The sequence below is a fragment of the Devosia beringensis genome (assembly GCF_014926585.1).
In the GTDB taxonomy this organism is placed as follows: domain Bacteria; phylum Pseudomonadota; class Alphaproteobacteria; order Rhizobiales; family Devosiaceae; genus Devosia; species Devosia beringensis.
This window is the reverse complement of record NZ_CP045422.1, coordinates 3603493-3628981: the sequence shown is the minus strand read 5'-3', so window position 1 is coordinate 3628981 and position 25489 is coordinate 3603493. Positions and strand designations below refer to the sequence as shown.

The 25489-nt window shown below is 64.5% G+C and carries 20 protein-coding genes; 9 read left to right on the top strand and 11 right to left on the bottom strand.

Annotated features, from left to right (window positions below):
- Window positions 1-21 precede the first annotated feature (21 nt).
- The gene (locus GDR53_RS17640; RefSeq protein ID WP_210321357.1) at window positions 22-3411 is read right to left on the bottom strand and encodes an AsmA-like C-terminal domain-containing protein; all 3390 of its coding nucleotides are present in this window, start codon (window positions 3409-3411) and stop codon (window positions 22-24) included.
- A gap of 235 nt (window positions 3412-3646) precedes the next feature.
- Between GDR53_RS17640 and GDR53_RS17635 the strand changes: the two genes are divergently transcribed.
- Both GDR53_RS17635 and GDR53_RS17630 read left to right on the top strand, forming a co-directional pair.
- Window positions 3647-4135: a peroxiredoxin gene (locus GDR53_RS17635; protein ID WP_193335728.1), complete on the top strand. Its 489-nt coding sequence runs from the start codon at window positions 3647-3649 to the stop codon at window positions 4133-4135.
- 63 nt (window positions 4136-4198) lie between these two features.
- Window positions 4199-5359 carry a M23 family metallopeptidase gene (locus GDR53_RS17630; RefSeq protein WP_193335727.1) on the top strand — a complete coding sequence of 387 codons (1161 nt, stop codon included), beginning with the start codon at window positions 4199-4201 and terminating at the stop codon, window positions 5357-5359.
- A 52-nt stretch (window positions 5360-5411) separates the two neighbouring features.
- On the opposite strand, the gene adhP is transcribed toward GDR53_RS17630, so the two are convergent.
- Together adhP and prfB are read right to left on the bottom strand one after the other, a co-directional pair.
- Entirely contained in the window at window positions 5412-6452 is a 1041-nt protein-coding gene (gene adhP / locus GDR53_RS17625) for an alcohol dehydrogenase AdhP (RefSeq protein WP_232846844.1), read from the bottom strand.
- A gap of 140 nt (window positions 6453-6592) precedes the next feature.
- Window positions 6593-7715, bottom strand: a protein-coding gene (gene prfB / locus GDR53_RS17620) for a peptide chain release factor 2 (RefSeq protein WP_193335726.1) whose coding sequence is annotated in 2 segments (ribosomal slippage) — window positions 6593-7645 and window positions 7647-7715 — 1122 coding nt in all. Because the reading frame shifts where the segments join, the coding sequence is not laid out codon by codon here.
- 181 nt (window positions 7716-7896) lie between these two features.
- On the opposite strand from prfB, the gene GDR53_RS17615 reads away from it, so the two are divergent.
- Complete coding sequence (locus GDR53_RS17615) at window positions 7897-8370, top strand: cytochrome C (protein ID WP_193335725.1); 474 nt, start codon at window positions 7897-7899, stop codon at window positions 8368-8370.
- A gap of 15 nt (window positions 8371-8385) precedes the next feature.
- Here GDR53_RS17615 and GDR53_RS17610 read toward each other — a convergent pair whose 3' ends face one another.
- From GDR53_RS17610 to GDR53_RS17600, 3 genes are all read right to left on the bottom strand, one after another.
- Window positions 8386-8886, bottom strand: coding sequence for a peptide deformylase (locus GDR53_RS17610; RefSeq protein WP_193335724.1), 501 nt, complete (start codon window positions 8884-8886; stop codon window positions 8386-8388).
- Complete coding sequence (locus GDR53_RS17605) at window positions 8887-11358, bottom strand: penicillin-binding protein 1A (RefSeq protein ID WP_193335723.1); 2472 nt, start codon at window positions 11356-11358, stop codon at window positions 8887-8889. It lies immediately after the preceding gene.
- 184 nt (window positions 11359-11542) lie between these two features.
- On the bottom strand, window positions 11543-12787 hold the full coding sequence (locus GDR53_RS17600) for an N-acetylmuramoyl-L-alanine amidase (RefSeq protein ID WP_193335722.1): 1245 nt from the start codon (window positions 12785-12787) through the stop codon (window positions 11543-11545).
- A gap of 618 nt (window positions 12788-13405) precedes the next feature.
- Between GDR53_RS17600 and GDR53_RS17595 the strand changes: the two genes are divergently transcribed.
- Window positions 13406-16099 (top strand): Rne/Rng family ribonuclease, encoded by a 2694-nt coding sequence (locus GDR53_RS17595; protein ID WP_193335721.1) that lies wholly within the window; start codon window positions 13406-13408, stop codon window positions 16097-16099.
- 46 nt (window positions 16100-16145) lie between these two features.
- On the opposite strand, the gene GDR53_RS17590 is transcribed toward GDR53_RS17595, so the two are convergent.
- Window positions 16146-16727 (bottom strand): hypothetical protein, encoded by a 582-nt coding sequence (locus GDR53_RS17590; RefSeq protein ID WP_193335720.1) that lies wholly within the window; start codon window positions 16725-16727, stop codon window positions 16146-16148.
- A gap of 99 nt (window positions 16728-16826) precedes the next feature.
- Window positions 16827-17972, bottom strand: a complete 1146-nt coding sequence (locus tag GDR53_RS17585) for a pyridoxal phosphate-dependent aminotransferase (RefSeq protein WP_193335719.1) — start codon at window positions 17970-17972, stop codon at window positions 16827-16829.
- A 164-nt stretch (window positions 17973-18136) separates the two neighbouring features.
- Between GDR53_RS17585 and GDR53_RS17580 the strand changes: the two genes are divergently transcribed.
- From GDR53_RS17580 to aat, 5 genes are all read left to right on the top strand, one after another.
- Window positions 18137-19012, top strand: coding sequence for a DsbA family protein (locus GDR53_RS17580; protein ID WP_193335718.1), 876 nt, complete (start codon window positions 18137-18139; stop codon window positions 19010-19012).
- 93 nt (window positions 19013-19105) lie between these two features.
- On the top strand, window positions 19106-19543 hold the full coding sequence (gene aroQ / locus GDR53_RS17575; RefSeq protein ID WP_193335717.1) for a type II 3-dehydroquinate dehydratase: 438 nt from the start codon (window positions 19106-19108) through the stop codon (window positions 19541-19543).
- A gap of 34 nt (window positions 19544-19577) precedes the next feature.
- Window positions 19578-20072 carry an acetyl-CoA carboxylase biotin carboxyl carrier protein gene (accB, locus tag GDR53_RS17570; protein ID WP_193335716.1) on the top strand — a complete coding sequence of 165 codons (495 nt, stop codon included), beginning with the start codon at window positions 19578-19580 and terminating at the stop codon, window positions 20070-20072.
- A 10-nt stretch (window positions 20073-20082) separates the two neighbouring features.
- Window positions 20083-21429, top strand: a complete 1347-nt coding sequence (gene accC / locus GDR53_RS17565; RefSeq protein ID WP_193335715.1) for an acetyl-CoA carboxylase biotin carboxylase subunit — start codon at window positions 20083-20085, stop codon at window positions 21427-21429.
- Between the two features lie 53 nt (window positions 21430-21482).
- On the top strand, window positions 21483-22124 hold the full coding sequence (gene aat / locus GDR53_RS17560) for a leucyl/phenylalanyl-tRNA--protein transferase (RefSeq protein ID WP_193335714.1): 642 nt from the start codon (window positions 21483-21485) through the stop codon (window positions 22122-22124).
- On the opposite strand, the gene GDR53_RS17555 is transcribed toward aat, so the two are convergent.
- The 3 genes from GDR53_RS17555 to GDR53_RS17545 all read right to left on the bottom strand — a co-directional run bounded on the left by GDR53_RS17555 (window position 22108) and on the right by GDR53_RS17545 (window position 25394).
- Window positions 22108-22602 (bottom strand): GyrI-like domain-containing protein, encoded by a 495-nt coding sequence (locus GDR53_RS17555; protein ID WP_193335713.1) that lies wholly within the window; start codon window positions 22600-22602, stop codon window positions 22108-22110. The genes aat and GDR53_RS17555 overlap by 17 nt on opposite strands.
- A gap of 46 nt (window positions 22603-22648) precedes the next feature.
- Window positions 22649-23434 carry an SDR family NAD(P)-dependent oxidoreductase gene (locus GDR53_RS17550; protein WP_193335712.1) on the bottom strand — a complete coding sequence of 262 codons (786 nt, stop codon included), beginning with the start codon at window positions 23432-23434 and terminating at the stop codon, window positions 22649-22651.
- A gap of 151 nt (window positions 23435-23585) precedes the next feature.
- Window positions 23586-25394: an IlvD/Edd family dehydratase gene (locus GDR53_RS17545; RefSeq protein ID WP_193335711.1), complete on the bottom strand. Its 1809-nt coding sequence runs from the start codon at window positions 25392-25394 to the stop codon at window positions 23586-23588.
- Window positions 25395-25489: the final 95 nt, after the last annotated feature.

Genomic DNA, 25489 nt, shown 5'->3' with positions numbered 1-25489 from the left:
CGGGGCAACCGGCGCCCTTTTTCATTGCGCCTGCGGCAGTTCCTTGGCGCGGAACTCGAAGAGTTCGCGGAACACCCCGGGCACTAGCGCCGAGAGCGGATTGATCTTGAATTCCGGCCTGTCCAGCGAGCCCTGCACGGCAAAGGTCACGCCCACCAGACCCTCGCCGTCCCGTCCGCCCAGCAGCGGCCCGAGCAGCGGTATCTTCTGGAACACGCTGTTGATGCCGAACAGCGGCACATAGGTGCCCGTCAGGTCATATTGCCGGCTGGTGGTATAGATGAAGCCCCGCATCGTGCCGCCGACCGTGGCGCCGGTGACCAGCGCATTGTTGACCTCGACCCGGTCGGAACGGCGCAGGAAATCGACCTCGGCCACGTCGAAATCGAGCCGGTTCTGCTGGGCAATTGCGGAGCGCGAATCCGAATGATTGCCGAGCACCTGGGCGACATTGGACTCGTCGACAATGGCAAAGTCGCGCATCACCAGCTGCCCGGTTTCGACATCGCGCTCCCGGTCGGTGGTCAACACCAGATTGCCCGAGCCGCCGGCCAGCTGTGAATAGACCCCGAGAAAACGCAGGATGGTGCCAGCATCGTTGAAGGCCACCGACATGGTACGGCCATCCGGCGCCGGATTGCTCGTCACCGACAACCCATTGCCGTCGCTGAACTGCCCGGCAATGCTGGCCTCGCGCACTTCGCCGCCGCCCAAGCCCAGGGCCAGATCGAGGTTGAACACGGTGGTGGCGTAAAAGCCCAGCGCCCGCTCCAGCTTGATGTCGAGCGCCAGCGTCTGCATGGCCTGGCTGGTCTTGACCCCACCGGTGCCCTCATTGAGGCTGAAGAAGCGCTTGAGCATCGGCTTGAGGTCGAGCTGCGCCCCGCGCACCTGCACGCCATAGCCGCCATCGATCGGCTTGAGATCGAGCTGCGCGCTGTCGCCTTCGCTGAGGGCCAGCTGGCTGAAACTGGCCGAAACCAGCCCGTCGGTGGCGTGATAGGCGATGGCGCCCTGCGCCCGTACGGTGCCGAAGGCCAGGTCGATATCGCTCAGTTGCGACAGCTCGCCGTCCTGCTGCAGCGTGGCGCTGACCAGGCCGGCCGTACCCGCCGCCTTGCTAATCCCCAGATCCTGGATATTGAGCGCCGCGTCCTGCAGGTCCACCGCCACCTTGAGCGCGCCACCGGCCTGGGGCTGGGCCACGAAGCGCACGCTGCCCGACAGAAACGCCGAAGCATCAAAGCCCATCTTGGCCAGTTCGGCCACATCCACGGTCGAAGACAGGCGGAAAGCCGGATCGGTCGTGGGCGTGCCGGCAATCTCGACCTGGGCGGGGATGCCGTCGATCTCGGCCGTGCCGCCCAGTTGATAGCCGTCCTGGGAGGCGCTGAAGGCCAGCTGGCCATTGCCGATGCGGCGCTGCTCGATCGGCTTGGTGCTGGCGAAATCGGCCACGGTGCCGTTGAGCACATAGTCAAAGCGGATCGCCCTGCCGGTATCTTCGTCGGGCAGGTGAATGGTGGCTACCAGCCCGGTATCGACCACCCCGGTCAATGCCGCCACGTCGATGGGCAGCGCATTGTCGTCCAGCAGCGTCGGCTGCTGCGTCCGCACCAGGTCGAGCAAAGCCGGAATCGGGCCGCTGATATCGCCGGAGACTTCCATGATGCGGTCGGACGGATCGGTGCTGTCGATGACCACGGCCGGATTGCTCACCACGATGGTCCCGGCAGCCGTCGCCAACCGCCCGCCACCGGCTGAAATGGTCACCGCCGTATCGTCGATCTGCAAGCGCGTCTCCCCGCCCACGGCAATCGCCGCCATGGTCGCGGTCGGCTTGACTGCCACCCCGGTCCCCACCAGATCGATCTGGATGGCGTCCTTCGGCACCGGCTTGCGGGCCCCCTCATCGGCCAGCGATCCCACCGGGAATTTGAACTGCATGCGCGCCTGCGTGATCGTACCCTCGGTGAGGTTGGCCACCACCCAGTCCCGGGCTTCCGGGGCCATCAGATAGGGCCACAGCCGCTTCATGTCATCGGCACTAATCCCCTGGCCCGCCAGCGTCAGGTCAAGCCCCAGCCCCGCCTGCAGCATGTCGACGCGTCCGGCCGTTTCGACCCGTGCATCGCCCTTTTGCACCACCAGCCGGTCGATCCCCAGCGCGCCATAAAGCGGCGCCGACCAGCCGGAAAACTCGAGGCTATCAAACGGCACTGCCGGCGCCGCCATGTCTGCGGGATGCACCACGACTTTTTTGGCATTGAGCACGATGCCCAGCGTTGGCCCATAGACCGGGTCCAGCCCCATGGCGAAGACACCGGACAGGCGGGCCGAACTCTTGCCGATCTGCAGTGCCGCTTCACGCAGCGCGAACTGGCCGGTGCTGGGCGTCCAGTCGATATCCATGATCGAGCTGGCGATGGGGAAATAGGCATCCTCGAGGCGCAGATCGAGCCCGGTCAGATCGACCTTGAAGCGCCCGTCGGTGAGCTTGCTGTCGGTCGCGGCAAAATTGACGTCGATTGACAGCGCCCCGGCCCCGCGCAGCGCCGCCATGCTGCCGGCATCATCGATAAAGGGCAGGAAGGCGGCGAAGTCGATATTGGCCACATCCGCCTCGATATGCGCATTGCCCTCATCGTCAAGCGTGCGCGACAGGCTGCCGGCCATGGTGCGACCGCCCAGCGTTGCCGTGAAGGTGCCATGCGTATCCCGCAGATCGGCCGAAGGGCTGATATCGAGGTTGATGTTGTCGAAGCGACGATAAAGGCCATAGACCACGTCGTTCATGCCGACGATGCCGCCGCGGATGCGCAGGCGCGAAAACCGCCCCTGCGCCGCATGCTCGACAAGGTCGGCAATGCTCTGTTCGCTGGCTTCCAGATTGTAGATCAGCCAATCATTGTCCGAACGCATGGCCACCGGCGCAGCCGAGGCACTCAGGTCAATACCGGCGGCGCCGATGTCGACGGCGGGGAAAGCGTCCTCGCCCTCCAGCACCCGCACGGTGGGCGCCCCGCCGCCCGGGTCCTCGATCAGCTCAAAATCGCTGAGCCTCGGCCCGAACAGGTCCTGCACGATCTGGATATGCGGCTTGACGATGGTCACCGTGGCGCCCGGCTGCCCGAACAGCGCCCGCACCGGGGAAAACCCCACTTCCAGCGCGTCGATGGCGACCTTGGCGCCGCTCTTGCTGTCGGTCAGCAGTACGGGCGCGAACTGGATGACCGGCCAGACGCCGTTCTCCAGCGTCAGCGCCATGGGTCCCAGTGTCAGGGCGCTGCTGGGCGGCAGTGCCGAGCGGGCAACGGCCTGCGCCGCCTCACTGCCCATGGGCAGGCGGATCGGGGTAATGAGCAGCACGAGGTAAAGCAGCACGACCAGCAGGGCTGGAATGCCCAGCATCCAGACGGCTATCTTGGCAGAATGGCGCGCGGGATGGCGCTGACGCGGCACCGGCGCAGTGATCGAGGTGTCTCGTGGTCCGATTGACGCGCTCACTTGCATCCAGAACGAAGCTCTGCCGATATCGTCCGGCGCCCAAAGGAATCAGGCGCAGATGCGCTCTAATGCCCGATGATACCGGCTGGAATAGGGCACTGACACCCACTTTTTCCCCCAGTTCCCGATATGGAAATCCATGACCAAATTACAGCCCGGCGATGCAGCACCAGACTTCGCCCTGCCCCTCGATGATGGCACAAATTTCGTGCTGGGCGCCCAGCGCGGCAGGCCTGTCGTGCTGTTCTTCTATCCGGCCGATGACACGGCCGGCTGCACCACCGAAAACCGTGATTTCTCCGGCCTCGCGCCGCAATTCGCTGCGCTGGGCGCCAGCCTCGTCGGCATCTCCCCCGACAGCCTGGCCAAGCACGAAAAATTTCGCCGCAAGCATGGCCTGCAAGTGCCCCTGGCCGCCGACCCCGATCACCTGGCCATCAATGCCTATGATCTGTGGCAGCCCAAAAAGCTCTATGGCCGCGATTTTCTGGGCCTGATCCGCACGACCTTCATCATCGCCGCCGATGGCACCATCGCCGCCATCATCCCGGCCACGCGCATTGCCGGCCATGCGCAAAAGGTGCTGGAGGCGCTGCGCGATCATCTCGGTAAAGCCGCGCCAAAATAGGCTTTGTTAACCACGCAAGGTCATAATCGGCTCACCATATTTGTGGGGTAACGGGGTAGTCGCGTGCGTAACCAAGCCAGTTTCGGCCGGACCGACAAGGGCAGTGTCCCATCGAGCAAACCGGCGCGGCACGGCATTCATCCGGCGCTGTTCTACGCCATGTTCACCCTGCTGCTGGGCGGCAATGGCCTGCTGGGTACCGCCTTCCTGCTCTCGCCCGACATTGCCCGCCTGCTCAACGGCCAGACCGAACAGGTGGTCGAGGCCTATGAAGACCGCATCGCCCAGCTGCGCGTCGAGGTCGACCGGCTGCAGTCGCGCAGCTATGCCCAGGCCGGCGACATCAACCTGCAGCTGCAGGAACTCTCCCAGCAACAGGAAGTGCTGCTCGAACAGCACCAGCTGGTGCGGGCGCTCGTCGACAAGGCCGATGAACTCGGCATCGAGGCCGCCACCCTGTCCCAGCCGGCCGAGCCTGTTGCGCCGCCGGCCGCTACCCCTGTCGCTACCAGCACCGGCAATCCGGACATCGGCGATACCGCCGCCGCCGTGACCCGGATGATGGACGAAACTCAGTTCGCCATGACCTCGATCGCCGCCACCGCCATCGCCCGCACCGACAGCATTGTCGGGGAACTGGCCGATCTGGGCATTGCCGTGGAAATGCCGGACGCGGAAGATGGCGTCGGCGGGCCGCTGCTGCCGGCCCTTGAGGGCGGCGATACGGCGCCCATGGTCGACGATGCCAATGCGGTCATGGACGCGCTGCTGCGCTACAAGGCGGCGCGCGACAGCATAGACGGCGCGCCGGTGCACATGCCGATAAGCGGCAATTTCCGCCGCAGTTCCGGCTTCGGCAACCGCACCGATCCCTTCACCGGCAGCCGTGCCTTTCACGCCGGGCTCGACTTTGCCGCCGTCACCGGCACGACGGTGCTCAGCGCCGGCGCTGGTACGGTCACCTTTGTCGGCACCAGTTCAGGCTATGGCCAGATGGTCGAGGTCACCCATGACGACGGCCTCGTCACCCGCTATGGCCATCTCTCGGGTTTTCTCAGCCATGAGGGCCAGCGCGTGCATACCGGCACGCCCATCGCCAAGGTCGGCTCCACCGGCCGCTCCACCGGCCCGCATCTGCATTTTGAAGTGCGCAAGGGCGACAGCGCCATCAACCCCAAGGCTTTCCTCGATGCCGGCACGCGGCTGCGCGCCCTGCTGAGCTAGAAGACGCAGCCAGCGATCACCCTGTGTGACCGCTGGCCGCCACCATTGTGGGTCAGGCCACCTCGCCGGAATGGTCGGTAAAGTCGATGACCATGCGGCCATCGACCCGGCCAGCCTTGAGATCGGCAAACACCTTATTGATCTGCTCGAGCGGCACCCTGGTGATCTCGGCATGCACCTTGCCCTCGTTGGCAAAGCTGATGGCCTCGTCAAGATCGCGCCGCGTCCCCACGATCGATCCGCGCACGGTCAGCCGCTTCAGCACCACATCGAAAATCGGCGTCGGGAACTCGCCCGGGGGCAGTCCCACCAGGGCCACCGTGCCCTTGCGACGCACCACTTTGAGTGCCTGGGAAAAGGCCGGCGGTGATACCGCCGTCACCAGCACGCCATGCGCGCCACCGCCCGTGGCGTCCAGAATGCGTTGCACGGCATCGGCGTCCCGCGCATCGACCGCCAGCTCGGCACCCGAGGCCGTGGCCAGCGCCAGCTTTTCGGGCGCGATGTCGATGGCAACCACATGTACGCCCATGGCCACCGCATATTGCACCGCGACGTGACCCAGCCCGCCAATACCGAAAATCGCGACCCATTCCCCGGCGCGCACTTCAGTCTCCAGCAGTCCCTTATAGGTCGTCACGCCGGCGCACAGGATGGGTGCGATCTGCGCGAAATCGACATCGGCCGGCAGGCGGGCGACAAAGGCCGCCGAGGCGATAACATATTCGGCAAAGCCGCCATCCACGCCATAGCCGGTATTGTGCTGGTGCTCGCACAGCGTTTCCCAGCCGGTCTCGCAATATTCGCAGGACTGGCAGGCATCGTGCAGCCACGCCACGCCGACCGCATCACCGATTTTGACATTGCTGACGCCATCGCCGAGCGCCACCACGGTGCCGGCCACTTCATGTCCGGGAATGAATGGAAGGGTCGGCTTGACCGGCCAGTCGCCATCGGCCGCGTGCAGATCGGTATGGCACACCCCGCAAGCCACGACCTTGACCAGCACTTCGCCGGGCCCGGGCACCGGCACCGGCACCATCTCGATTGACAAGGGCTTGCCGAATTCGCGGACGACCGCCGCCTTCATCATATTGGCCACTGCTCTCTCCTGTGTGGGGGCAAGGTCATCCCTTGCCCCCACACAGATGCCATGCAGTGCCAGCGACCGCCTTGACCTGGGTCAAGGCCGGCCAGGCTTTGCGGGAGCGAAGCTAAACGGCTGATACCACCCTAGTCGCTGCTCACATCGGTGGCGACGCCAACGCGCTGCGCCAGGGCCGCTTCCATGAACGCGTCCAGGTCGCCATCCAGCACCAAAGCCGGCTGGCCGCTTTCGACGCTCGTGCGCAGATCCTTGACCATCTGATAGGGCTGCAGCACGTAAGAGCGGATCTGGTGGCCCCAGCCGATATCGGTCTTGCTGGCCGCCTGCGCATTGGCTTCTTCTTCACGCTTCTGCAGCTCGGCCTCGTAGAGCCGCGACTTCAGCATCGCCATGGCCGTGGCCCGGTTCTTGTGCTGGCTGCGCTCCTGCTGGCAGGCGACGATAATACCGGAGGGCACGTGGGTGATGCGGATCGCCGAGTCGGTGGTGTTGACGTGCTGTCCGCCGGCACCCGAGGCGCGATAGGTATCGACCTTGAGGTCGGCTTCGCGGATTTCGATGTCGATGGAATCGTCCACGACAGGGTAAACCCAGCAGCTCGAAAAGCTCGTATGCCGTCGCGCCGCCGAATCGTAGGGGCTGATGCGCACCAGGCGATGCACGCCGCTTTCGGTCTTGAGCCAGCCATAGGCATTGTGGCCGGACACCTTGATGGTGGCCGACTTGATACCGGCCTCTTCGCCGTCGTGCATTTCGAGCACTTCGACCTTCATCTTCCGGCGCTCGGCCCAGCGGGTATACATGCGCAGCAGCATGTTGGCCCAATCCTGGCTTTCGGTGCCGCCGGCGCCCGAGTGGATTTCCACATAGGCATCGTTGGCATCGACTTCGCCCGAGAGCAGCGTCTCGATCTGGCGGCGCTTGGCCACCTGCCGCAGCTCGAGCAGCGCGTCCTCGGCATCCTTGACGATCTCGGCGTCGCCTTCGGCTTCGCCCATCTCGATCAGTTCGACATTGTCGCGGATGCCCGCTTCGAGCTCGCGCACGGATTTGACCGCCACGTCGAGCTCGTCGCGCTCGCGCATGGTGGTGCGGGCCTTTTCCGGATCATTCCAGAAATCGGGGGATTCAGTTTGCGCCGTCAGCGCGTCGAGGCGGAGTTCTGCAGTATCCCAGTCAAAGATGCCTCCTCAGCAGGGTCAAAACCTGCTCGATTCCGGCGACGGTCTTTTCGATTTCCGTACGCATTGTCTATTCCTAAAAGGGGCCGCGTTGCAGACGGGAGGCAGATCTCCGCTCCAGCCCGAAACGCCACCCGGCAAGCTCTGGCCCCATGTAGCGGACGACGCTGGCAGGATCAACCGCTCCCTTGCCAGCAAATCCGATGCAAGTCATTATGAGCACGGTGACTGACGCACCGGAGGAAAGGATGTTTCGCAAGACTATTATTTTAGCTGGTCTGCTGTTGACGGCAAATGCACAGGCCCAGGATACTGTTGTTTCTATTGCTGAGGGAGAACGCATTTCCCGTATCGGGGGATGCCACGATTGCCATTCGGTCGGTTTCGCGGAGACCGGGGGCACCATTGATCCGGCCACTGCCCTCAAGGGCACCCCCGTGGGCTATCAGGGCCCCTGGGGCACGACCTACGCGGCCAACCTGCGCCTGACCGCGGCAGCCCATACGGAAGACCAATGGGTGGACTATCTCAAGAAACTGGAAACCAGACCGCCCATGCCTTGGTTCAATGTGCATTATTTCACCGAAGGCGAAATGCGGTCCTTGCACCAGTATATCGTATCGCTCGGCGACCCCGGCGATCCGGCCCCGCCCTACGCACCGCCCGGCGAGGCACCCCAGACGCCATTCCTGGTGTTTGTGCCGCAGAACCTGCCGAGCTGAGACGCGGCGGGCCGGTCAGCCGGCCCGCTGGCTCTTGAGATACTTGCGGATCGCCGTATCCCGCTTGAGCCGGGAGAGCCGGCTGAGGAAGAATATTCCGTTGACCTGTTCGATCTCGTGCTGGGCCACGCGGGCGGCAAAACCCTCGAGCCGAAGCCGCTGCGCCGTACCGTCTTCGGCGTCAAATCCGATCTCGACCCAGATGGCCCGCTCGATCGGCACCTCGATGGCCGGCATGGACACCGAGCCCTCGGGGCCGAATGCCTTTTCGCTGGAAGTCGCCAGCACCACGGGATTGAACAGCAGGCGATAGTCCCGCGCCATGCCCGCCGGCGCCACGCTGACCACCGCCACCGGTTCGACGCGGCCGATATGGGCCGCAGCCAGGCCATAGGCCTCGACGCCGGCAGCAGCTTCGCGCAGGGCCATCCCGGCATCACGGAGGGCAGCGTCCACCGGGCGCGATACGGCCGCCTGCTGCAGCAGCGGATCTGGATAGAGCACGAAGCCGCTCATCTAGAACAGCCCGCCGCGCCCCAGATTGGGATCGAGATATTGGCCATTGCCGCTCGGCTGGGTAATGCCGCCCTGATATTGCTGCTGCATCTGCTGCTGGCGCTGGATGGCGTCCAGCGTATTGGCGTCCAGCCCGATCACCGAGGTCATCAGGTTGGGTCCGGTGCCCGGCTTGAAGGATTCCTCCACCGCCGCTTCGCCATCAAACGCGGAAACGCCCGAATTGGGATTGATCCACGCCGTGCTCATGCCAGCTGGCACGTTGAACGGGGTGGCCGGCTTGCCTTCGAGCGCCTTGGCCATGAACTCGGTGAAGATCGGCGTGGCAAAGCTGCCACCGGTGACCGAACTGCCCATCGAGCGCGGCTGGTCGTAGCCGACATAGACGCCCACGGCCAGCTCGGGCGTGAAGCCGACAAACCAGGCATCCTTGTAGTCATTGGTGGTGCCGGTCTTGCCGGCCACCGGCCGGCCGAGCACCTTGGCGGCGGTGCCGGTGCCGCGCTGCACCACGCCTTCCATCATCGAGGTGATCTGGTAGGCGGTCATGGGATCGAGCACCTGCTCGCGATTGTCCACGATCAGCGGTTCACCCTGCCCGCGCCATTCATCGGCCTGGCAGTCCTGGCACAGGCGCTGGTCGTGCTTGTAGACGGTGACGCCATAGCGGTCCTGCACCCGGTCGATCAGGGTCGGCACGATCTTGCGCCCGCCATTGGCAATGGTGGAATAGGCTGCCGTCATCCGCATGTCGGTGGTCTCGCCCGCCCCCAGCGCCATGGCCAGCACCGGCTGCATGCTGTCATAGACGCCGAACATCTTGGCATATTCGGCCACCAGCGGCATGCCGATGTCGCGCGCCAGCCGGACGGTCATGACGTTGCGGCTGCGCTCGATGCCGCGCCGCAGCGTCTGTGGCCCGTAGAATTCCTGCGCATAGTTCTCCGGCCGCCAGATCGAGCCGTCGCTATTGCGGATTTCCACCGGGGCATCGAGCACCACCGAGGCCGGCGTATAGCCATTGTCCAGCGCCGCCGCATAGACGATGGGCTTGAACGACGAGCCGGGCTGGCGCAGTGCCTGGGTCGCCCGGTTGAACTCGCTCAGCGCATAGGAGAACCCGCCCACCATGGCCAGCACGCGGCCGGTGCGCGGATCCATCGCCACCAGCGCGCCCTCGATTTCGGGCACCTGCTGCAGCGTATAGGACCCGGTCTTGCCGGCCACCGGCGAGACATAGACCACATCACCAACCTTGAGAAAGCTCTCTACCCGCTTGGAAACCCACTTGATATCGGCCCCGGCCAGCGTGCCCTCGAGGCGCTCGTCCGAGGTCCCGCCATCGGCAATGCCGTCGGGCCGCAGGCCGATGCGGGCCGAGTTGTCGCCCAGCTCCAGCACCACCGCCAGCTGCCATTCCGGCACATCGCTCAGGGGTATGATCTTGCTGACATCGGCGCCCCAGTCGGCGCCCAGCGCGATGCTGGCCACCGGCTCGCGGAAGCCCCGGCTCTGGTCATAGGCGATTAGCCCATCCATCAGCGCCTGCCGCGCATAGGTCTGCAGCTTGGGCTCCAGCGTCGTGCGCACCGACAGGCCGCCGCCATAGAGCTGGTCCTCGCCATAGAGCTTGGCCAGGTCGCGCCGCACTTCCTCGGTGAAATATTCGGCCGAATAGAGCTGGCTGCCGCCCGCACGCGGGCTGACATTGAGCGGCTCGTCCTTGGCCAGCGCCCCTTCTTCGAGCGTGGCATAGCCATTCTCGACCATGCGATCGATCACCCAGTTGCGGCGCTCGATGGCGGCCTGGGGGCGCCGGAAGGGATGGTAATTGTTCGGCCCCTTGGGCAGCGCGGCGATATAGGCCGCCTCGCTCAGGGTGAGCTGATAGAGCGCCTTGTCGAAATAGTTCAGCGCCGCCGCGGCCACGCCATAGGAGTTCAGGCCGAGAAAGATCTCGTTGAGATAGAGCTCGAGGATGCGGTCCTTGGAAAACGTCGATTCTATCCGCAGCGCCAGCAGCGCTTCCTGGATCTTGCGGTCCCAGGTCTGGTCGGCGGTAAGGAGGAAATTCTTGGCCACCTGCTGGGTGATGGAGGAGCCGCCGCCCTGAATGGCGGTGTTGCCATCGAGCCGGGCCATCACATTGTCGCGCACCGCGCGGAACACGCCATCAATGGCAATGCCGCCGTGATTGTAGAAGTCCTTGTCCTCGGCCGAGAGGAAAGCATTGATCACCAGCGGCGGCACGGTTTCGATCGGCTGGAACAGCCGCCTTTCGCGCGCAAACTCGGCCAGCAGCGTACCATCGGCGGCATGCACGCGCGTTGTCACCGGCGGCTGGTAATCCTTGAGCACCGTATAGTCCGGCAGTTCCGCCGACACGGTGGTCAGATAGATGGCGCCCGCGCCCAGAGCGAGAAAGGCCAGAAATATCCCAAGGCCGAACAACCAGCCGATCAAGCGCAGCATCTAGTCAATCTCTCCGCGACATGTCCGAGCGGATCGGGCATGCCAGATGGTCAATGCGATACTGCCGGCGGCGCATCGCTGTCGTTGGCAGAATCATAGCAGAGACGCGGCCCAAAGTGGATCACAAGCCCGATGCCGCAGCCCGTTCCGACCGCTTGGCATCGCTCGTGACCGATTTGTCACATCACTCCGGCGCCACCATGCCGTCGAAATAGCTCGATATGCCGCGCGCCAGCGCCTCGGCGGTGCGCCCCTGCCACTCGCCCTGCAGCAGATTGGCCATGTCGTCGGTATTGGACAGAAAGCCCAGCTCGACCAGCACCGATGGCACATCGGGCGCCTGCAGCACAAAGAAGTCGGCCTGCCGCACCGGGAAGCGCCGCAATTCGACGCTGGCCTCGAGCTGATGCACGATCGACTGCGCCAGCGTGTAGGACTGGTGCCGCATCTCGCGGCGCATCAGGTCGAGCAGGATATCGACCACTTCGGGCGCCATTTGCGGCATGGCAAAGCCGGCAATGACGTCGGTGCGGTTCTCCTTGTCCGCCAGCACCTTGTCGAGCACGTCGGTGGCGTTCTCGTCGCGCGTATAGACGCTGGCGCCGCGGATTTCCGGCTGCTGGAAGCTGTCGGCGTGAATGGAGATGAAGATGTCGGCCTTGTTGGCCCGGGCCAGCGCCACCCGCTCTTCGAGCCGCAGATAGGTGTCATCCTCGCGCGTCAGCGCCACGTCGAAACGCCCGGAATCAACCAGCAATTGCTGCAGCTTGAGGGCGAAGGCCAGGACGATGTCCTTCTCCTTGATGCCGCCAGGCGCTTCGGCGCCGCTGTCAATGCCGCCATGTCCCGGATCGATCACCACCAGCGGTCGCGTGGCGATGGGCAGTTCGGAACCGCCGGCCGGGGTCGAGCTGTCCACCGCCGGCGCCGGCGTGACCGACGCCACGGCATCCTTGGCCACATTGGCGGCAAATTCCGCGGGCGTGGCGGCGATGATATCGACGATGAGCCGTGCTGGCTGGTCCTCAAAGGGGGCCAGCACATAGGCCTGCTGCACCTGGGCAGGCGCCGACAGGGTCAGGATGGTGCGCACCCGGTCCGGTCCCGCCTGCTGCACCTCATACTGGGAGATCACGCCCGCCTCGGTCACTTCCACAACCGGCTCGGGCACGGTGAAGGTGGCGGCGCGCACATCGATAGCCAGTCGGTCGGGCCCGCTCAGCGACACCAGCGCGAATTCAGTCTTGTCCGCCAGGTCGATGACCAGCCGCGCGCGGTCCGGCGTCGCGGTCACTCGTACGCCCATGACATTGGGCAGTCCCGCCATCGCTGCCGCGGCGGCGGCCGTTTCCTGCGCCGTGCTCCCAGCCGAGAACAGGGCCAGGCAGACCAGCAGCGGTAACAGGAAAGTGTGAATGGCTTTGAACACGTGCTGGCCGGCCCCTGGATCGCAAGGCGCCGCCCATCGCATCCCGGTCGGGCGATTCTGCGGCACTGCCGGCTCTTATGCGATGATTTGCCGGTCGGGCCAACATGGAGCCGCAAATGCCCGCCAAATTTGTCGTGACCGCAGGGCCTTGGAGTTTCCTGTTGCCAATTGGCCGCGACATCCCTACACGCTTAAGGCGAAGCGCAAGCTTTCCCGACGCCGGTTTTTGCAGCCTCAGGCTCTCTACGGCGGCACGGAAAGCGACCGGAAATGGGATCGAAGAGACCTCCCTGCTCTGGTTTAGAAGCGGCAATTCTTGCGCTTTTTACGAATTTCGGTCCCATTCGGGCCGGACGGCTGCTCGCCAATCCTCGGATGCAGGCAGCCCAATAGGAAGAGGTCAGATGGCCCGCAGGCGGACAATACGCGACGCGATCGAACAAGACGATTGCCGCTTTGCCACGCTGCAACTTTCGGCCATGACCAATCACATCGGCGCGCTCAAGGCAGAGCTTCTGCGCGCACCCACCCCCAAACCATTCGCCTCGCACTGCGCTACCAGAAGGATACCGGTTCTCCGGCGCCCTCTTGTCGGCGCGCGAAGGCGCGGAGTTCATTATGGCTACCAAGAGAATGCTGGTGGATGCCATCCACCCGGAAGAAACACGGATTGTCGTCACAGCGGGTAACAGGATCGAGGAATTCGATTTCGAGTCCGCCCAGCGCCAGCAGTTGCGGGGCAATATCTACCTCGCCAAGGTGACGCGCGTTGAGCCGTCCCTGCAGGCCGCTTTCGTTGAATATGGCGGCAATCGCCACGGCTTCCTCGCCTTCAGCGAAATCCACCCCGACTATTACCAGATCCCGGTTGCCGATCGCGAAGCGCTGCTGCGCGACGAAGAAGAAGAGCATGCCGAGGACGCCGAGGACCATGTCTCGCTGCCCGAAGGCGTGAGCGATGTCGAGGCCGACGCTGATCCCCAGGACAGCGACGACGACAGCCATATCGAACAGGCCCCGGCCAATTCCGAGCCCGTCGAATCGATCGGTGGCGCCGATGCGCTCGAGGAAGTGCCCGAGCGGCGCCGCCAGAGCCAGTCGCGCAAGCACTACAAGATCCAGGAAGTCATCAAGCGCCGCCAGGTCATGCTGGTGCAGGTGGTCAAGGAAGAGCGCGGCAACAAGGGCGCTGCCCTGACGACCTATCTCTCGCTGGCCGGCCGCTATTCCGTGCTGATGCCCAATACCGCCCGTGGCGGCGGCATTTCGCGCAAGATTACCAACGCAGCCGACCGCAAGCGCCTCAAGGAGATCACCTCCGATCTCGAAGTGCCCCAGGGCATGGGCGTCATCCTGCGCACGGCCGGTGCCTCGCGCACCAAGGCCGAGGTCAAGCGCGACTTCGAATATCTGATGCGCCTGTGGGAGAGCGTGCGTTCGCTCACGCTCAAGAGCCAGGCACCGTGCCTGGTCTATGAGGAAGGCTCGCTGATCAAGCGGACCATCCGCGATCTCTACAACAAGGAGATCGACGAGGTTTTCGTGGCCGGCGACGCTGCCTTCGCCGAGGCCAAGGACTTCATGCGCATGATCATGCCGAGCCACGCCAAGAACGTGCAGCTCTACAAGGATGATCAGCCGCTGTTCTCCAAATATGGCATCGAAGCCCAGCTCGACTCCATGTTCTCACCCACGGTGACCCTGCCTTCGGGCGGCTATATCGTCATCAACCCGACCGAGGCGCTGGTCTCGATCGACGTGAACTCGGGCCGCTCCACCAAGGAGCACAATATCGAGGACACCGCGCTCCAGACCAATCTGGAAGCCGCCGATGAAGTGGCTCGCCAGCTGCGCCTGCGCGACCTGGCCGGCCTGATCGTCATCGATTTCATCGATATGATGGAAAACCGCTCCAACCGGGCCGTCGAGCGCAAGCTCAAGGATTGCCTCAAGGACGATCGCGCCCGCATCCAGGTCGGCCGCATCAGCCATTTCGGCCTGATGGAAATGAGCCGCCAGCGCATCCGCTTCGGCGTCGTTGAAAGCTCCACCCACAAGTGCCCGATGTGCGATGGCACCGGCCTCGTGCGCTCCGTCGAGTCGCTGGCGCTGATGATCATGCGCAATATCGAGGATCACGTGCTGCGCCGCCATGGCCAGTCGATCAATGTGCGCGTGCCTGTCGAGGTCGCGCTCTACATCCTCAACTTCAAGCGCGAGACGCTGACGGCGCTCGAGATTCGCAACGCGCTCTCGATCACCATCACCGCCGACAGCAAGATGACCGGGCACCAGTTCGCCATCGAAAAGGGTGAAGTCCGCGTCACCACCTATGTCGAACAGCGCGCCGTCGAGCATGTCCGTGTCGACAGCGCCACCATCGACGATGATGCCGATGACGAGATCGAGGACGAAGTCGAGATCGAAGACGAAGAGGCCGAGGAAAAGGCTGCGCCAAATGGCGAAGCCGCCGATGGCGAAGGCCGCACGCGTCGTCGTCGTCGTCGCCGTCGCGGTGGTGCCGAACGCGGTGATGAAGGTGGCCAGCGGCCGCCCCAGCAGCGCGCTGCCCAGGCACCGGCTGACGATGCCCAGGCTGGCACCGATGCTGACGTCGAAGGCGACGCCGAAGACGCTGACGAGAACGGCGTGCAGACCGAGGCCGATGGCGCCGATGGCGAGCCCCGCCGCCGTCGCCGTCGCGGTCGCCGCGGTGGTCGCCGCAACCGTCGCGAGGGCGAAGAGGGCAACGAGCCATCCGCCGACGCAGCGGCAGGCGCCCCGACCCCCGCAACGGTCGATGCCGTCGCCGATGCCCTGCTGGTGCAGGACGAGCTGGCCGAGGCCCCTGCCGAGGAAGCCGCGTCCGACAAGCCCAAGCGCACCCGCCGCCGCAAGCCGGCAGCCGGCGCCGTCGTGACATCGCCTGCCGAGATCGCGGCCGTCGCGGTTGCGGCAGTTGACGAACAGGTGCAGGTGGATGCACCGGCCGAGGCCGCTGCTGACGACAAGCCCAAGCGCAAGCCACGGGCCCGCAAGCCCAAGGCTGAAGCCGAAGCTGCCGCACCGGCGGCCAGCGTCGTCGAAGCCGCCCCTGAAGTCGAACCTGCTCCTGCCGTAGCGGCTCCCGCCGCTGCTGCCGAGGCTGAAGTTGACGTCGAGGCGCCCAAGCCGCGCCGCGTCAAGAAGGATCTGCCCGCCGAAGGCGTCGTGGTCTCCTCCAGTGCCCCCAAGGCCGAAGAAGAGCCGACCGACGAGCCCGCGGGCAAGAAGAAGGCCGGCTGGTGGCAGCGCCGCCTCGGCCTCGGCTAAACAATCAGAAGGCGGCCCCTCGGGCCGCCTTTTTTGTTTCCGGTCCCTAATGCCCCTTGGGCACGCCCTCGCGGCGGACGATATGGACGCCCTCCTCCACCGTGCGGCGGATGATCAGCCTGGCATGGGGTTCCTCGGCCTGGCGCTGCGCCGGCTTGTCAGCGCGGTGATCCAGCCGGTGCCGATCCGGCCCCAGATAGTTGCGCGTCTCGACATAGAGATGCTCGCGCCCGATCTGGCCGGCCAGCCGCGTCGCCATGCCCTTGCCTTCGGCGGGCACGTTGATCACCTCGTCAAACCCCATTTCCACGCAGGCGCGGACCTGCTCCTCCGATGCGTCGCGCAGGAACATGACGACCGGCGCGTAGCACAGGCTCACCGAGCCGGAATGGCGCAGGTTTTTCAGCAGCGCCAGCCTGTCGGCATCGCCGAAGTCGAAATGCACCAGGAAGAACACCAGTCGGTGTGAGAAAGGCGCATGCCCCAGCGTCGGCGACCAGGCCGCGATATCGCCGAAGCGCAGCTTGTGGGCTAGCCGCATCAGCGCCTCGGTATCGGGCTGGTTATTGGCCACGACGAGGGCAACGCAATGGGCCAGGATGTCAGGATCTGGCGGATGTGTGTGCATGGTCGGACCTCCCCTTCCTGCAGTCATCACCCTATCATGGCGGCAATGAATGATTGTTTAGGCCGACATGCCGATGCAAGCGGGGGCGCTAACCCTCTGCTAACGCAACAATCCGCTCATCCGCTCCAGCGCCAGATCGATGGTCGCCGCGCTCCCGGCATAGGAGAGCCGAACAAAACCGGCCCCGTCTACCCGGTCGAAATCCACCCCCGGCGTCATCGCCACTCCGGCCTCCTCCAGCATGCGGCTGCAAAAAGCCATGGCATCATTGGAGAACCTGGAAATCCCGACATAGGCGTAGAACGCCCCGTCCGACGGGCCGCCGACGTCAAAACCCAGTTCGCGCAGCCCGGCATCGAGCCGTAACCGGCTGGTTGCGTATCCCGCCTTCTGCTCTTCGGCATAGTCGCGCTCGCCCAGCGCCACAGTCGCCGCGATCTGGCTCAGGGTCGGCGCCGAGATGAACAGGTTCTGCTGCAGGATTTCCGCCCGCCGCACCAGATGCTCGGGCAGCACCATCCAGCCGATGCGCCAGCCGGTCATGCAGTAATACTTCGAGAAGCTGTTGATGACGATGGCGTCTTTGGTCAGCTCCAGCGCGCTGATCGAAGGGCCCCGATAGTCCAGACCATGGTAGATTTCGTCCGAGATCAGCGTCACGCCCAGCCGCGCGCAGGTGGCCACGATATCGGCCAGGCCCGCCCGATCGACAGCCGCGCCCGTCGGATTGGCCGGGCTGGCAAACAGCAGTCCCTCGAATGGCTCGCGGGCATGGGCGGCGGCAATGTCGGCGCCAGTCAGCTGCCAGTCATTGCCCATGCTGACCGGGATTTCCACCACCCCGAAGCCGAGGCCGAGCAGCGTGTTGACATAGGCCGGATAGCCCGGCCGGGTAATGGCGATGCGCGCCCCTGGCCGGAAAGCGGCATGAAAGGCCAGGATGAAGCCGGCCGACGACCCCATGGTGCAGATGATGGCATCGGCATCCACGCGCACCCCGTGCTGGTCCTGGTAATAGCCCACCAGCCCGTCCCGCAGCCCGTCCAGGCCCTTGGCATTGGTGTAGCCCTGGGCATTGGGGAGCGCCTGCCGCACGGCCTCGATGACCCGCGGGGCCGGCGGCGCGCCGGGCTCGCCCAGCTCCAGATGGCAGATGCTGCGTCCGCTCGCTTCGAGAACCTTGGCGCGCTTGAGGATTTCCATGGCCTGGAAGGGCATCAGGCCATCGGCAGAACTATCGGTCATGGTCACTCGCGTTTGCTAGGGTGCCCTCCCGGCCTAACCCGTACCGCCCTGCCTCTCAACAACAATTGATGGGGATGTGCCCGTCGTGTTTACTGCCCCCTGCTAATCTGCTGGCGCCTCTGCTAGAAGGCAGGCCTTGCTCAGGACCGGAGTCCACTTTTTCCATGTCACGCGTCACCGTCGTTCTCGTCGCCCTTGCGGGCATTCTCGCCGGCGCCCTGGGCTATGCCACCCTGGTCAAGCCCGCCGCGCAAACCGACACGGTGGCCGTGCAGGCCCTGATCGACGAGGCCATTACTGCCTATGACGCCCAGCGCATTGCGGCCGCTCCGGCCACTGCACCCGCCCAGGACGTGGCGACCATCGCGCCCGAAACCATCAACCCGCTCATCGAGTCCTTCCTGATGAGCGATCCCAAGATCCTGCAGCGCATGTCGGTGGCGCTTGATTCCACCCTGCGCGAGGAAGAGCGGGAGCAGTCCACCGCCGCCATCGCGTCCATGCAGGACGCCATCTTCAACGATCCGCGGCAGATCGTGGTCGGCAATCCCGATGGCGACGTCACCCTGGTGGAATTCTTCGACTACAATTGCGGCTATTGCCGCGCCGCCCTGCCCGACATGGCCGCGTTGCTGGCCGAAGATCCCAACCTGCGCGTGGTCTTCAAGGAATTCCCCATCCTCTCCAACGAATCCATCGATGCCGCCCGCGTCGCCGTGCTGGTGGGTGATTCCGACGTCGATTACTGGAGCTTCCACGAGGCGCTGTTCAGCAGCCGCGGCAAGGTCGACAAGGACGTTGCCCTCGCCGCCGCCGCCGATCTGGGGCTGAGCCAGGTCAATCTCGAGCTCGACATGGGCTCGGCCGCCGTCGCCGAGACCATCCAGACCTCCTACGAGATCGCCAAGGCGCTCAACATCACCGGCACCCCCACCTATATCATCGGCAACGAGATCATCCCCGGCGCCATCGGCATCAACGAACTGCGGACGCGCATCGCCAATATGCGCGCCTGCGGCCAGACGCAGTGCGAAGGCTGACGGGTGAAATTTCACCCGTGCTTTGCCTTTTCAGTGCAATTCGTGTAACCGCGCTTGCTTGACGTCGAAGACCCGGTGCACAAGGCAAAAATCATGGCAAAGCGCGTTCTCGTCCTCAACGGCCCGAACCTCAACCTGCTCGGGACCCGCGAGCCGGACATCTATGGCGCGAATACGCTCAAGGATGTCGAGACGCTGTGCGAGCAGACCGGCGCCGAGCTGGGCCTGGAAATCGACTTTCGCCAGTCCAATCACGAAGGCGAGCTGGTCACCTGGATCCAGGAGGCCCGCACCACAGCCGATGCGATTCTCATCAATCCGGCCGCCTATTCCCACACCTCGGTCGCCATCCATGACGCCCTCAAGGCAGTGGGCCTGCCCGTTGCCGAGGTGCATCTGAGCAATATCCACCAGCGCGAAGCCTTCCGGCACCACTCCTATGTGTCGGCGGTCGCCTTCGGTGTCATTTGCGGCTTCGGCGTCACCGGGTATAGAATGGCGCTCATGGCGCTCGCCGAAAAACTCAATTAACGATCAACGCGTACCGCGCGGGAGACCGACAAGAATGACCAAGTCATCGCAAGTGGATCAGGATCTGATCCGTGCCATCGCCGAGCTGCTCAACAAGGAAGATCTCGCCGAGATCGAAATCGAGCAGGAGGACTTCCGGGTCCGCGTCACCCGCTCCTATCCCAATGAGGCTGTGACCTACGCCGCGCCCCAGCATTATATGCCGGCGCCCCAGCAGGCGGCACCGACCTCGATCGCGCCGGCTGGCTCGGTTCCGGCGGCAGCGCCTGCCGCTGCCGAAGACCTGGCGTCCAATCCCGGCACGCTGACCTCTCCCATGGTAGGCACCGCCTATCGCTCGCCCGAGCCGGGCAAGGCTGCCTTCATCGAAGTCGGCGCCAAGGTCACCGAGGGCCAGACCCTGCTGATCATCGAAGCCATGAAGACCATGAATCAGATCCCCGCACATCGCTCGGGCACCGTGACGCGCATCCTGGTCCAGGATGCCCAGCCGGTGGAATACGGCGAGCCTCTCGTCGTCATCGAGTAAGGGGAACCCCATGTTCCAGAAGGTCCTGATCGCCAATCGCGGCGAAATCGCTCTGCGCATCCTGCGCGCCTGCAAGGAGCTCGGCATCCAGACCGTGGCGGTGCACTCCACGGCCGACGCCAATGCCATGCATGTGCGGCTCGCCGACGAGAGCGTCTGCATCGGGCCGCCGGCCGCCAAGGATAGCTATCTCAACATTCCCTCGATCATGGCCGCCATCGAGATCACCGGTGCCGACGCCGTGCATCCCGGCTATGGCTTTTTGTCCGAGAATGCCCGCTTCGCCAAGATCCTGACCGAGCACAAGGTGACCTTCATCGGTCCCTCCTCGCACCATATCGACATCATGGGCGACAAGATCACGGCCAAGAAGACCGCCGTCGAGCTGGGCATTCCTGTCGTCCCCGGCTCGGCCGGTTCGGTCGATACCGAAAAGGATGCCGTCAAGATCGCCAAGGAGATCGGCTATCCCGTGCTGATCAAGGCAACCGCCGGTGGCGGTGGCCGCGGCATGAAGCTGGCCACCTCCGAGGAAGACGTGCTGGTCGCCTGGTCGACAGCCCGCGCCGAGGCCCAGGCGGCGTTCGGCAATGGCGCCGTCTATATGGAAAAATACCTCGGCAAGCCGCGCCATATCGAAGTCCAGGTACTGGGCGACGGTCAGGGCAATGCGGTGCATCTGGGCGTCCGCGACTGCTCGCTGCAGCGCCGCAACCAGAAGGTCTGGGAAGAGGCCGGTGGCCCTACCATCACCCCCGAAGAACGTGACCGCATCGGCGAGATCTGCGCCGTGGCCATGCGCAAGCTGTCTTACTCTGGCGCCGGCACGGTGGAATTCCTCTACGAAGAGGGCAAGTTCTACTTCATTGAGATGAACACCCGCCTGCAGGTCGAGCACCCGGTCACCGAGCGCATTACCGGCATCGACATCGTCTATGAGCAGATCCGCGTCGCCTCGGGCGAAAAGCTCTCGATGGCCCAGAGCGACGTGACCTTTACCGGCCACGCCATCGAAGTGCGCATCAATGCGGAAGACCCGCAGACCTTCGCACCATCGCCCGGCACCATCACCTTCTACCATCCGGCCGGCGGCGTCGGCATCCGCGTCGATTCGGCGGTCTACCAGGGCTACAAGATCCCGCCCTATTACGACTCGCTGATCGGCAAGCTGATTGTCTATGGCCGCACCCGCGACGAGTGCCTGCAGCGCCTGCGCCGCGCCATCGACGAATTCGTCATCGACGGCATCAAGACCACGCTGCCGCTGTTCCAGCGCCTGATCAAGGAACCCGAAATTCTCTCGGGCAACTATGACATCCACTGGCTGGAAAAATACCTGGCTGAGAACAAGTCTTGATCCACCAAAGGGGCGCTCTGCGCCCCTTTGCTTTAGCATGCAAGGTTTACACCATGGCCCGACGGCAGGATCCCTTCGACCTCGAGATCACCCCCGAACTGATCGTGAGGGCCTATCAGGCCGGCATTTTCCCGATGTCCGAGGATGCCGAAGACGAAAACCTGTTCTGGGTCAGCCCCGAACAGCGCGGCATCATCCCGCTCGATGGCTTCCGCCTCTCGACCAGCCTGCGCAAGGCGATCCGCAAGTCCGGCTTTGTAGTCAAGGTCGATAGTGATTTCCCCGCCGTCATTGAGGCCTGCGCCACGGTGGGCGCCGATCGCGACACGACCTGGATCAACCGCACCATTCGCGCCGTCTATGGCGAACTCTTCGCCCGCGGCATTGCCCATACCGTGGAGGTCTGGGACGGCGCCGACCTCGTCGGCGGGCTCTATGGCCTGGCCATTGGCGGCGCCTTCTTTGGCGAATCCATGTTCCATCGCCGCACCAATGCCAGCAAGATGGCCATGGCGCACCTGGTCGACCGCCTCCGCGCTGGCGGCTTCGTCCTGCTCGACACCCAGTTCCTCACCGATCATCTGGCCTCGCTGGGCGGCGTGGAGATTCCGCGCGCCGACTATGAAGAACGCCTGGCCCAGGCGCTTCGGCTCAACGGCAACTGGCACGCGATCGACGCTAGGGCGCCAGCCTGAAGGCAATCTCGGTAACGGGATGGCCGGAGGGGTCTTCCCCGGGATCCTTGTGGTAGATTTCGAGGCGATTGGCGCCGACAAAGCCATTGCCCGCCTCGACACCGTCCAGCCGCAGGCCCCTGGCCACCGTCCATTCATGCAGCGCCATATTGGCCGCGTGCAGTTCATGATAGGGCATGGTTGCAGTCAACGAGGCAAACCGGCCGCCCGGCAGCAAGCCGGTCTGTACCCTCCCCGCCGGCTTGAGCAGGCTCGTGGTCGGCATGCCGGCCTGCATGTCCATGGTGCCGTCGGGGTAGAAGTTCACATAGTTGAAGAAGGGCGGACCGGAAGTCCGGCCGCCCTGCGCCTTTACCCAGGCGATGACGTCGTCGATCAGCGGTGGGGCCACAGCCGCAATTTCCGGCTGGCTGAGCCGCAATACCATGGCGGCAAAGGCCTGTTCCGGCCGGGTGACGATGATAGGTTCAGTCTGCATCTGTTCCTCCTTGCTTATGGCGCTCCCTCAGGACGGATGGCGTCGCCTAGTCGATCAGGGCCCCGCCGGTGGCATTGGCGAATGTCGCCGTCATGCCGGCCGCCAGATCGCTCGAGAGCAGCGTCACCGCGTCGGCCACCTGCGCCAGGGCGGTAACACGACCCAGAGGGACGCCGCTGCCCCACTCCTGCGCCAGTTGCTCGAATGACTTGCCGACGGCCTCGGCATGCTGCATCCAGACGTCGCGCACCCCGGGGGCGTCCGGCGATCCCGGCGAGCGAACCCAGCACACGCGGACGCCTTGCTGACCGGTTTCCTGCCCCAGCTGACGCAGGAAGTTCTCCACGGCAGCGCAGGCGATCCCGAAGCCACCGACATTGGCGCTGGTCATCCGCCCCACATTGGCGGTGATCCCCACGATCACCCCGCCGCCATTGTCGGCCATGTGGCGCGCCAGAATGGTTCCAGTATGGAACCAGGTGGTCATGCCCCCCAGGATCGGCGTCATGACGGAATCATAGCCCATTGCCACCATGTGACTGCCCTGCACATCACCCCAGAATATGCCGTTGAACATGATCTTGACCGGCCCGACCCGGCCGGAAACCTCGGCCAGATGCTGGCGGATCGAGTCCGGATCACGCGCGTCCACGACCGTCACCTCGGCGCTGCCGCCAAGCTCCCTGATGGCATCCGCCACGCGCTCCAACGGTTGCCGCTGGCGCGCCGCCAGCACCACATGGGCGCCCTCGCGCGCATAGGCTCTGGCCACCGCACCACCCACCGCGCCGCTACCGCCATAGACAATGGCCGTCTTGTCCTTGAGCAGCATCCTGTTCTCCCCTGTTGCCCCGCCGCCCTGCTCAGGCTTGCGGTCCAGACCCTACTGCCTGAGACGACGAGAATCGGCCGCCGACTTCGACAGCCGCTCAACAAAAAAAGGCCCGCCGGGTGGCGGGCCTTTCTGAGCTGAATGCGGCGAGCTAGTGGTTGTCGCGGGGAATGCCGTTGGTCTGGGCAATCCGCTGATACTTCTCGGCCGGGCGCAGGATGGCGCCCTCGCCCAGCTGGCCCACAATGCCGCGCTGGATTTCCTGCCACGGGGTCTGGCTCTTGGGGAACTTGTAGCCACCCATGGTTTCCAGGTCTGCCCGGCGCGTCGCGATCTCCTCGTCCGAGATCAGGATATTGGCCTGGCCGATATTGAGATCGATCCGCACGCGGTCGCCCGTGCGCAGGATGGCAAGGTTGCCACCGGCTGCTGCTTCCGGCGAGGCATTGAGGATCGAGGGCGAACCCGACGTGCCCGACTGGCGGCCATCGCCGATACAGGCCAAAGCCGTGATGCCCTTCTTGATCAGGTAGTTCGGTGGCCGCATGTTGACCACTTCTGCTGCACCGGGATAGCCGATCGGGCCGGCGCCACGCATGAACAGCAACGTGTTTTCGTCGATCTCGAGCGCGGGATCGTCGATCCGGTGGTGATAATCCTCCGGCCCGTCAAACACCACCGCCTTGCCCTCGAACGCGCCCGGGCTGGCCGGATTGTTGAGGTAGCGATCGCGGAACTCGGTCGAGATCACTGATGTCTTCATGATGGCATTGTCGAACATGTTGCCGCGCAGCACCAGGAACCCGGCCTCGGTCTTGAGCGGGTTGTCGAAGTGGCGGATGACCTTGTCGTCCTGGATCGTGGTATTGCGGCAGTTCTCGCCAATGGTCTTGCCGTTGACGGTGGGCGCGTTCTCGCGGATCAGGCCCTGGCTCATCAGCTCGTTGACCACCGCCGGCACGCCGCCGGCATGGTAATAGTCTTCGCCCAGATATTCGCCGGCCGGCTGCAGGTTCACCAGCAGCGGCACCTTGTGGCCATAGGTCTGGAAATCCTGCAGTTCGAGTTCGACGCCGATATGCTTGGCAATGGCCTGGATATGGATCGGCGCATTGGTCGAGCCGCCAATGGCGGAATTGACCACGATGGTATTGATGAAGTTATCCTTGGTCAGGATGTCGGAGGGCTTGAGGTCCTCATGCACCATGTCGACGATGCGCTTGCCGGTGCGATAGGCCATTTCCTGGCGATCGCGATAGGGCGCCGGAATTGCCGCCGAGCCGGGCAGCTGCATGCCCAGCGACTCGGCCAGCGAGTTCATGGTCGAGGCCGTGCCCATGGTGTTGCAATAGCCGGTCGAGGGCGCCGAGGACGCCACCAGTTCGATGAACTGGGCATAGTCGATCTCGCCGGCCGCCATCATCTGGCGCGCCTTCCACACAATGGTGCCCGAACCGGTGCGCTCGCCCTTGTGCCAGCCGTTCAGCATCGGGCCGACCGACAATGCGATGGCCGGAATATTGACGGTCGCCGCGCCCATCAGCATGGCCGGGGTGGTCTTGTCGCAGCCAATGGTCAGCACCACGCCGTCGAGCGGATAGCCATAAAGCACTTCGACAAGCCCGAGATAGGCCAGGTTCCGGTCAAGCCCGGCCGTCGGGCGCTTGCCGGTTTCCTGGATCGGGTGCACGGGAAACTCGATGGCAATGCCGCCCGCTTCACGGATGCCTTCGCGCACGCGCTCGGCCAGCACGATATGATGGCGGTTGCAGGGGCTGAGGTCCGAACCGGTCTGGGCGATACCGATGATCGGCTTGCCTGACTGCAGCTCTTCGCGCGACACGCCGAAATTCATGTAGCGCTCGAGATAGAGCGCCGTCATGTCCGGGTTCTCTGGATTGTCGAACCAGGCGCGCGAGCGCAGTTTGGTGGGCGCTGAACCGCCGTTACCTGCCGTCATTTTGAACTTTCCTTGCTGCTGCCGGCGGCGCGAACAAGGCCGCAGGTTTGCATCGTTCTAACATGGCTGGCGGCGCTGTGAATGGCTTTCGATAG

Coding starts and splice junctions, on each gene's coding strand:
- GDR53_RS17635 (WP_193335728.1), top strand. CDS start 3,647: ATGACCAAATTACAGCCCGGCGATGCAGCACCAGACTTCGCCCTGCCC.
- aat (WP_193335714.1), top strand. CDS start 21,483: ATGGCCCGACGGCAGGATCCCTTCGACCTCGAGATCACCCCCGAACTG.
- accC (WP_193335715.1), top strand. CDS start 20,083: ATGTTCCAGAAGGTCCTGATCGCCAATCGCGGCGAAATCGCTCTGCGC.
- GDR53_RS17615 (WP_193335725.1), top strand. CDS start 7,897: ATGTTTCGCAAGACTATTATTTTAGCTGGTCTGCTGTTGACGGCAAAT.
- GDR53_RS17550 (WP_193335712.1), bottom strand. CDS start 23,434: ATGCTGCTCAAGGACAAGACGGCCATTGTCTATGGCGGTAGCGGCGCG.
- GDR53_RS17555 (WP_193335713.1), bottom strand. CDS start 22,602: ATGCAGACTGAACCTATCATCGTCACCCGGCCGGAACAGGCCTTTGCC.
- GDR53_RS17610 (WP_193335724.1), bottom strand. CDS start 8,886: ATGAGCGGCTTCGTGCTCTATCCAGATCCGCTGCTGCAGCAGGCGGCC.
- GDR53_RS17545 (WP_193335711.1), bottom strand. CDS start 25,394: ATGACGGCAGGTAACGGCGGTTCAGCGCCCACCAAACTGCGCTCGCGC.
- aroQ (WP_193335717.1), top strand. CDS start 19,106: ATGGCAAAGCGCGTTCTCGTCCTCAACGGCCCGAACCTCAACCTGCTC.
- GDR53_RS17605 (WP_193335723.1), bottom strand. CDS start 11,358: ATGCTGCGCTTGATCGGCTGGTTGTTCGGCCTTGGGATATTTCTGGCC.
- GDR53_RS17595 (WP_193335721.1), top strand. CDS start 13,406: ATGGCTACCAAGAGAATGCTGGTGGATGCCATCCACCCGGAAGAAACA.
- GDR53_RS17590 (WP_193335720.1), bottom strand. CDS start 16,727: ATGCACACACATCCGCCAGATCCTGACATCCTGGCCCATTGCGTTGCC.
- GDR53_RS17585 (WP_193335719.1), bottom strand. CDS start 17,972: ATGACCGATAGTTCTGCCGATGGCCTGATGCCCTTCCAGGCCATGGAA.
- GDR53_RS17580 (WP_193335718.1), top strand. CDS start 18,137: ATGTCACGCGTCACCGTCGTTCTCGTCGCCCTTGCGGGCATTCTCGCC.
- GDR53_RS17640 (WP_210321357.1), bottom strand. CDS start 3,411: ATGCTGGGCATTCCAGCCCTGCTGGTCGTGCTGCTTTACCTCGTGCTG.
- adhP (WP_232846844.1), bottom strand. CDS start 6,452: ATGATGAAGGCGGCGGTCGTCCGCGAATTCGGCAAGCCCTTGTCAATC.
- accB (WP_193335716.1), top strand. CDS start 19,578: ATGACCAAGTCATCGCAAGTGGATCAGGATCTGATCCGTGCCATCGCC.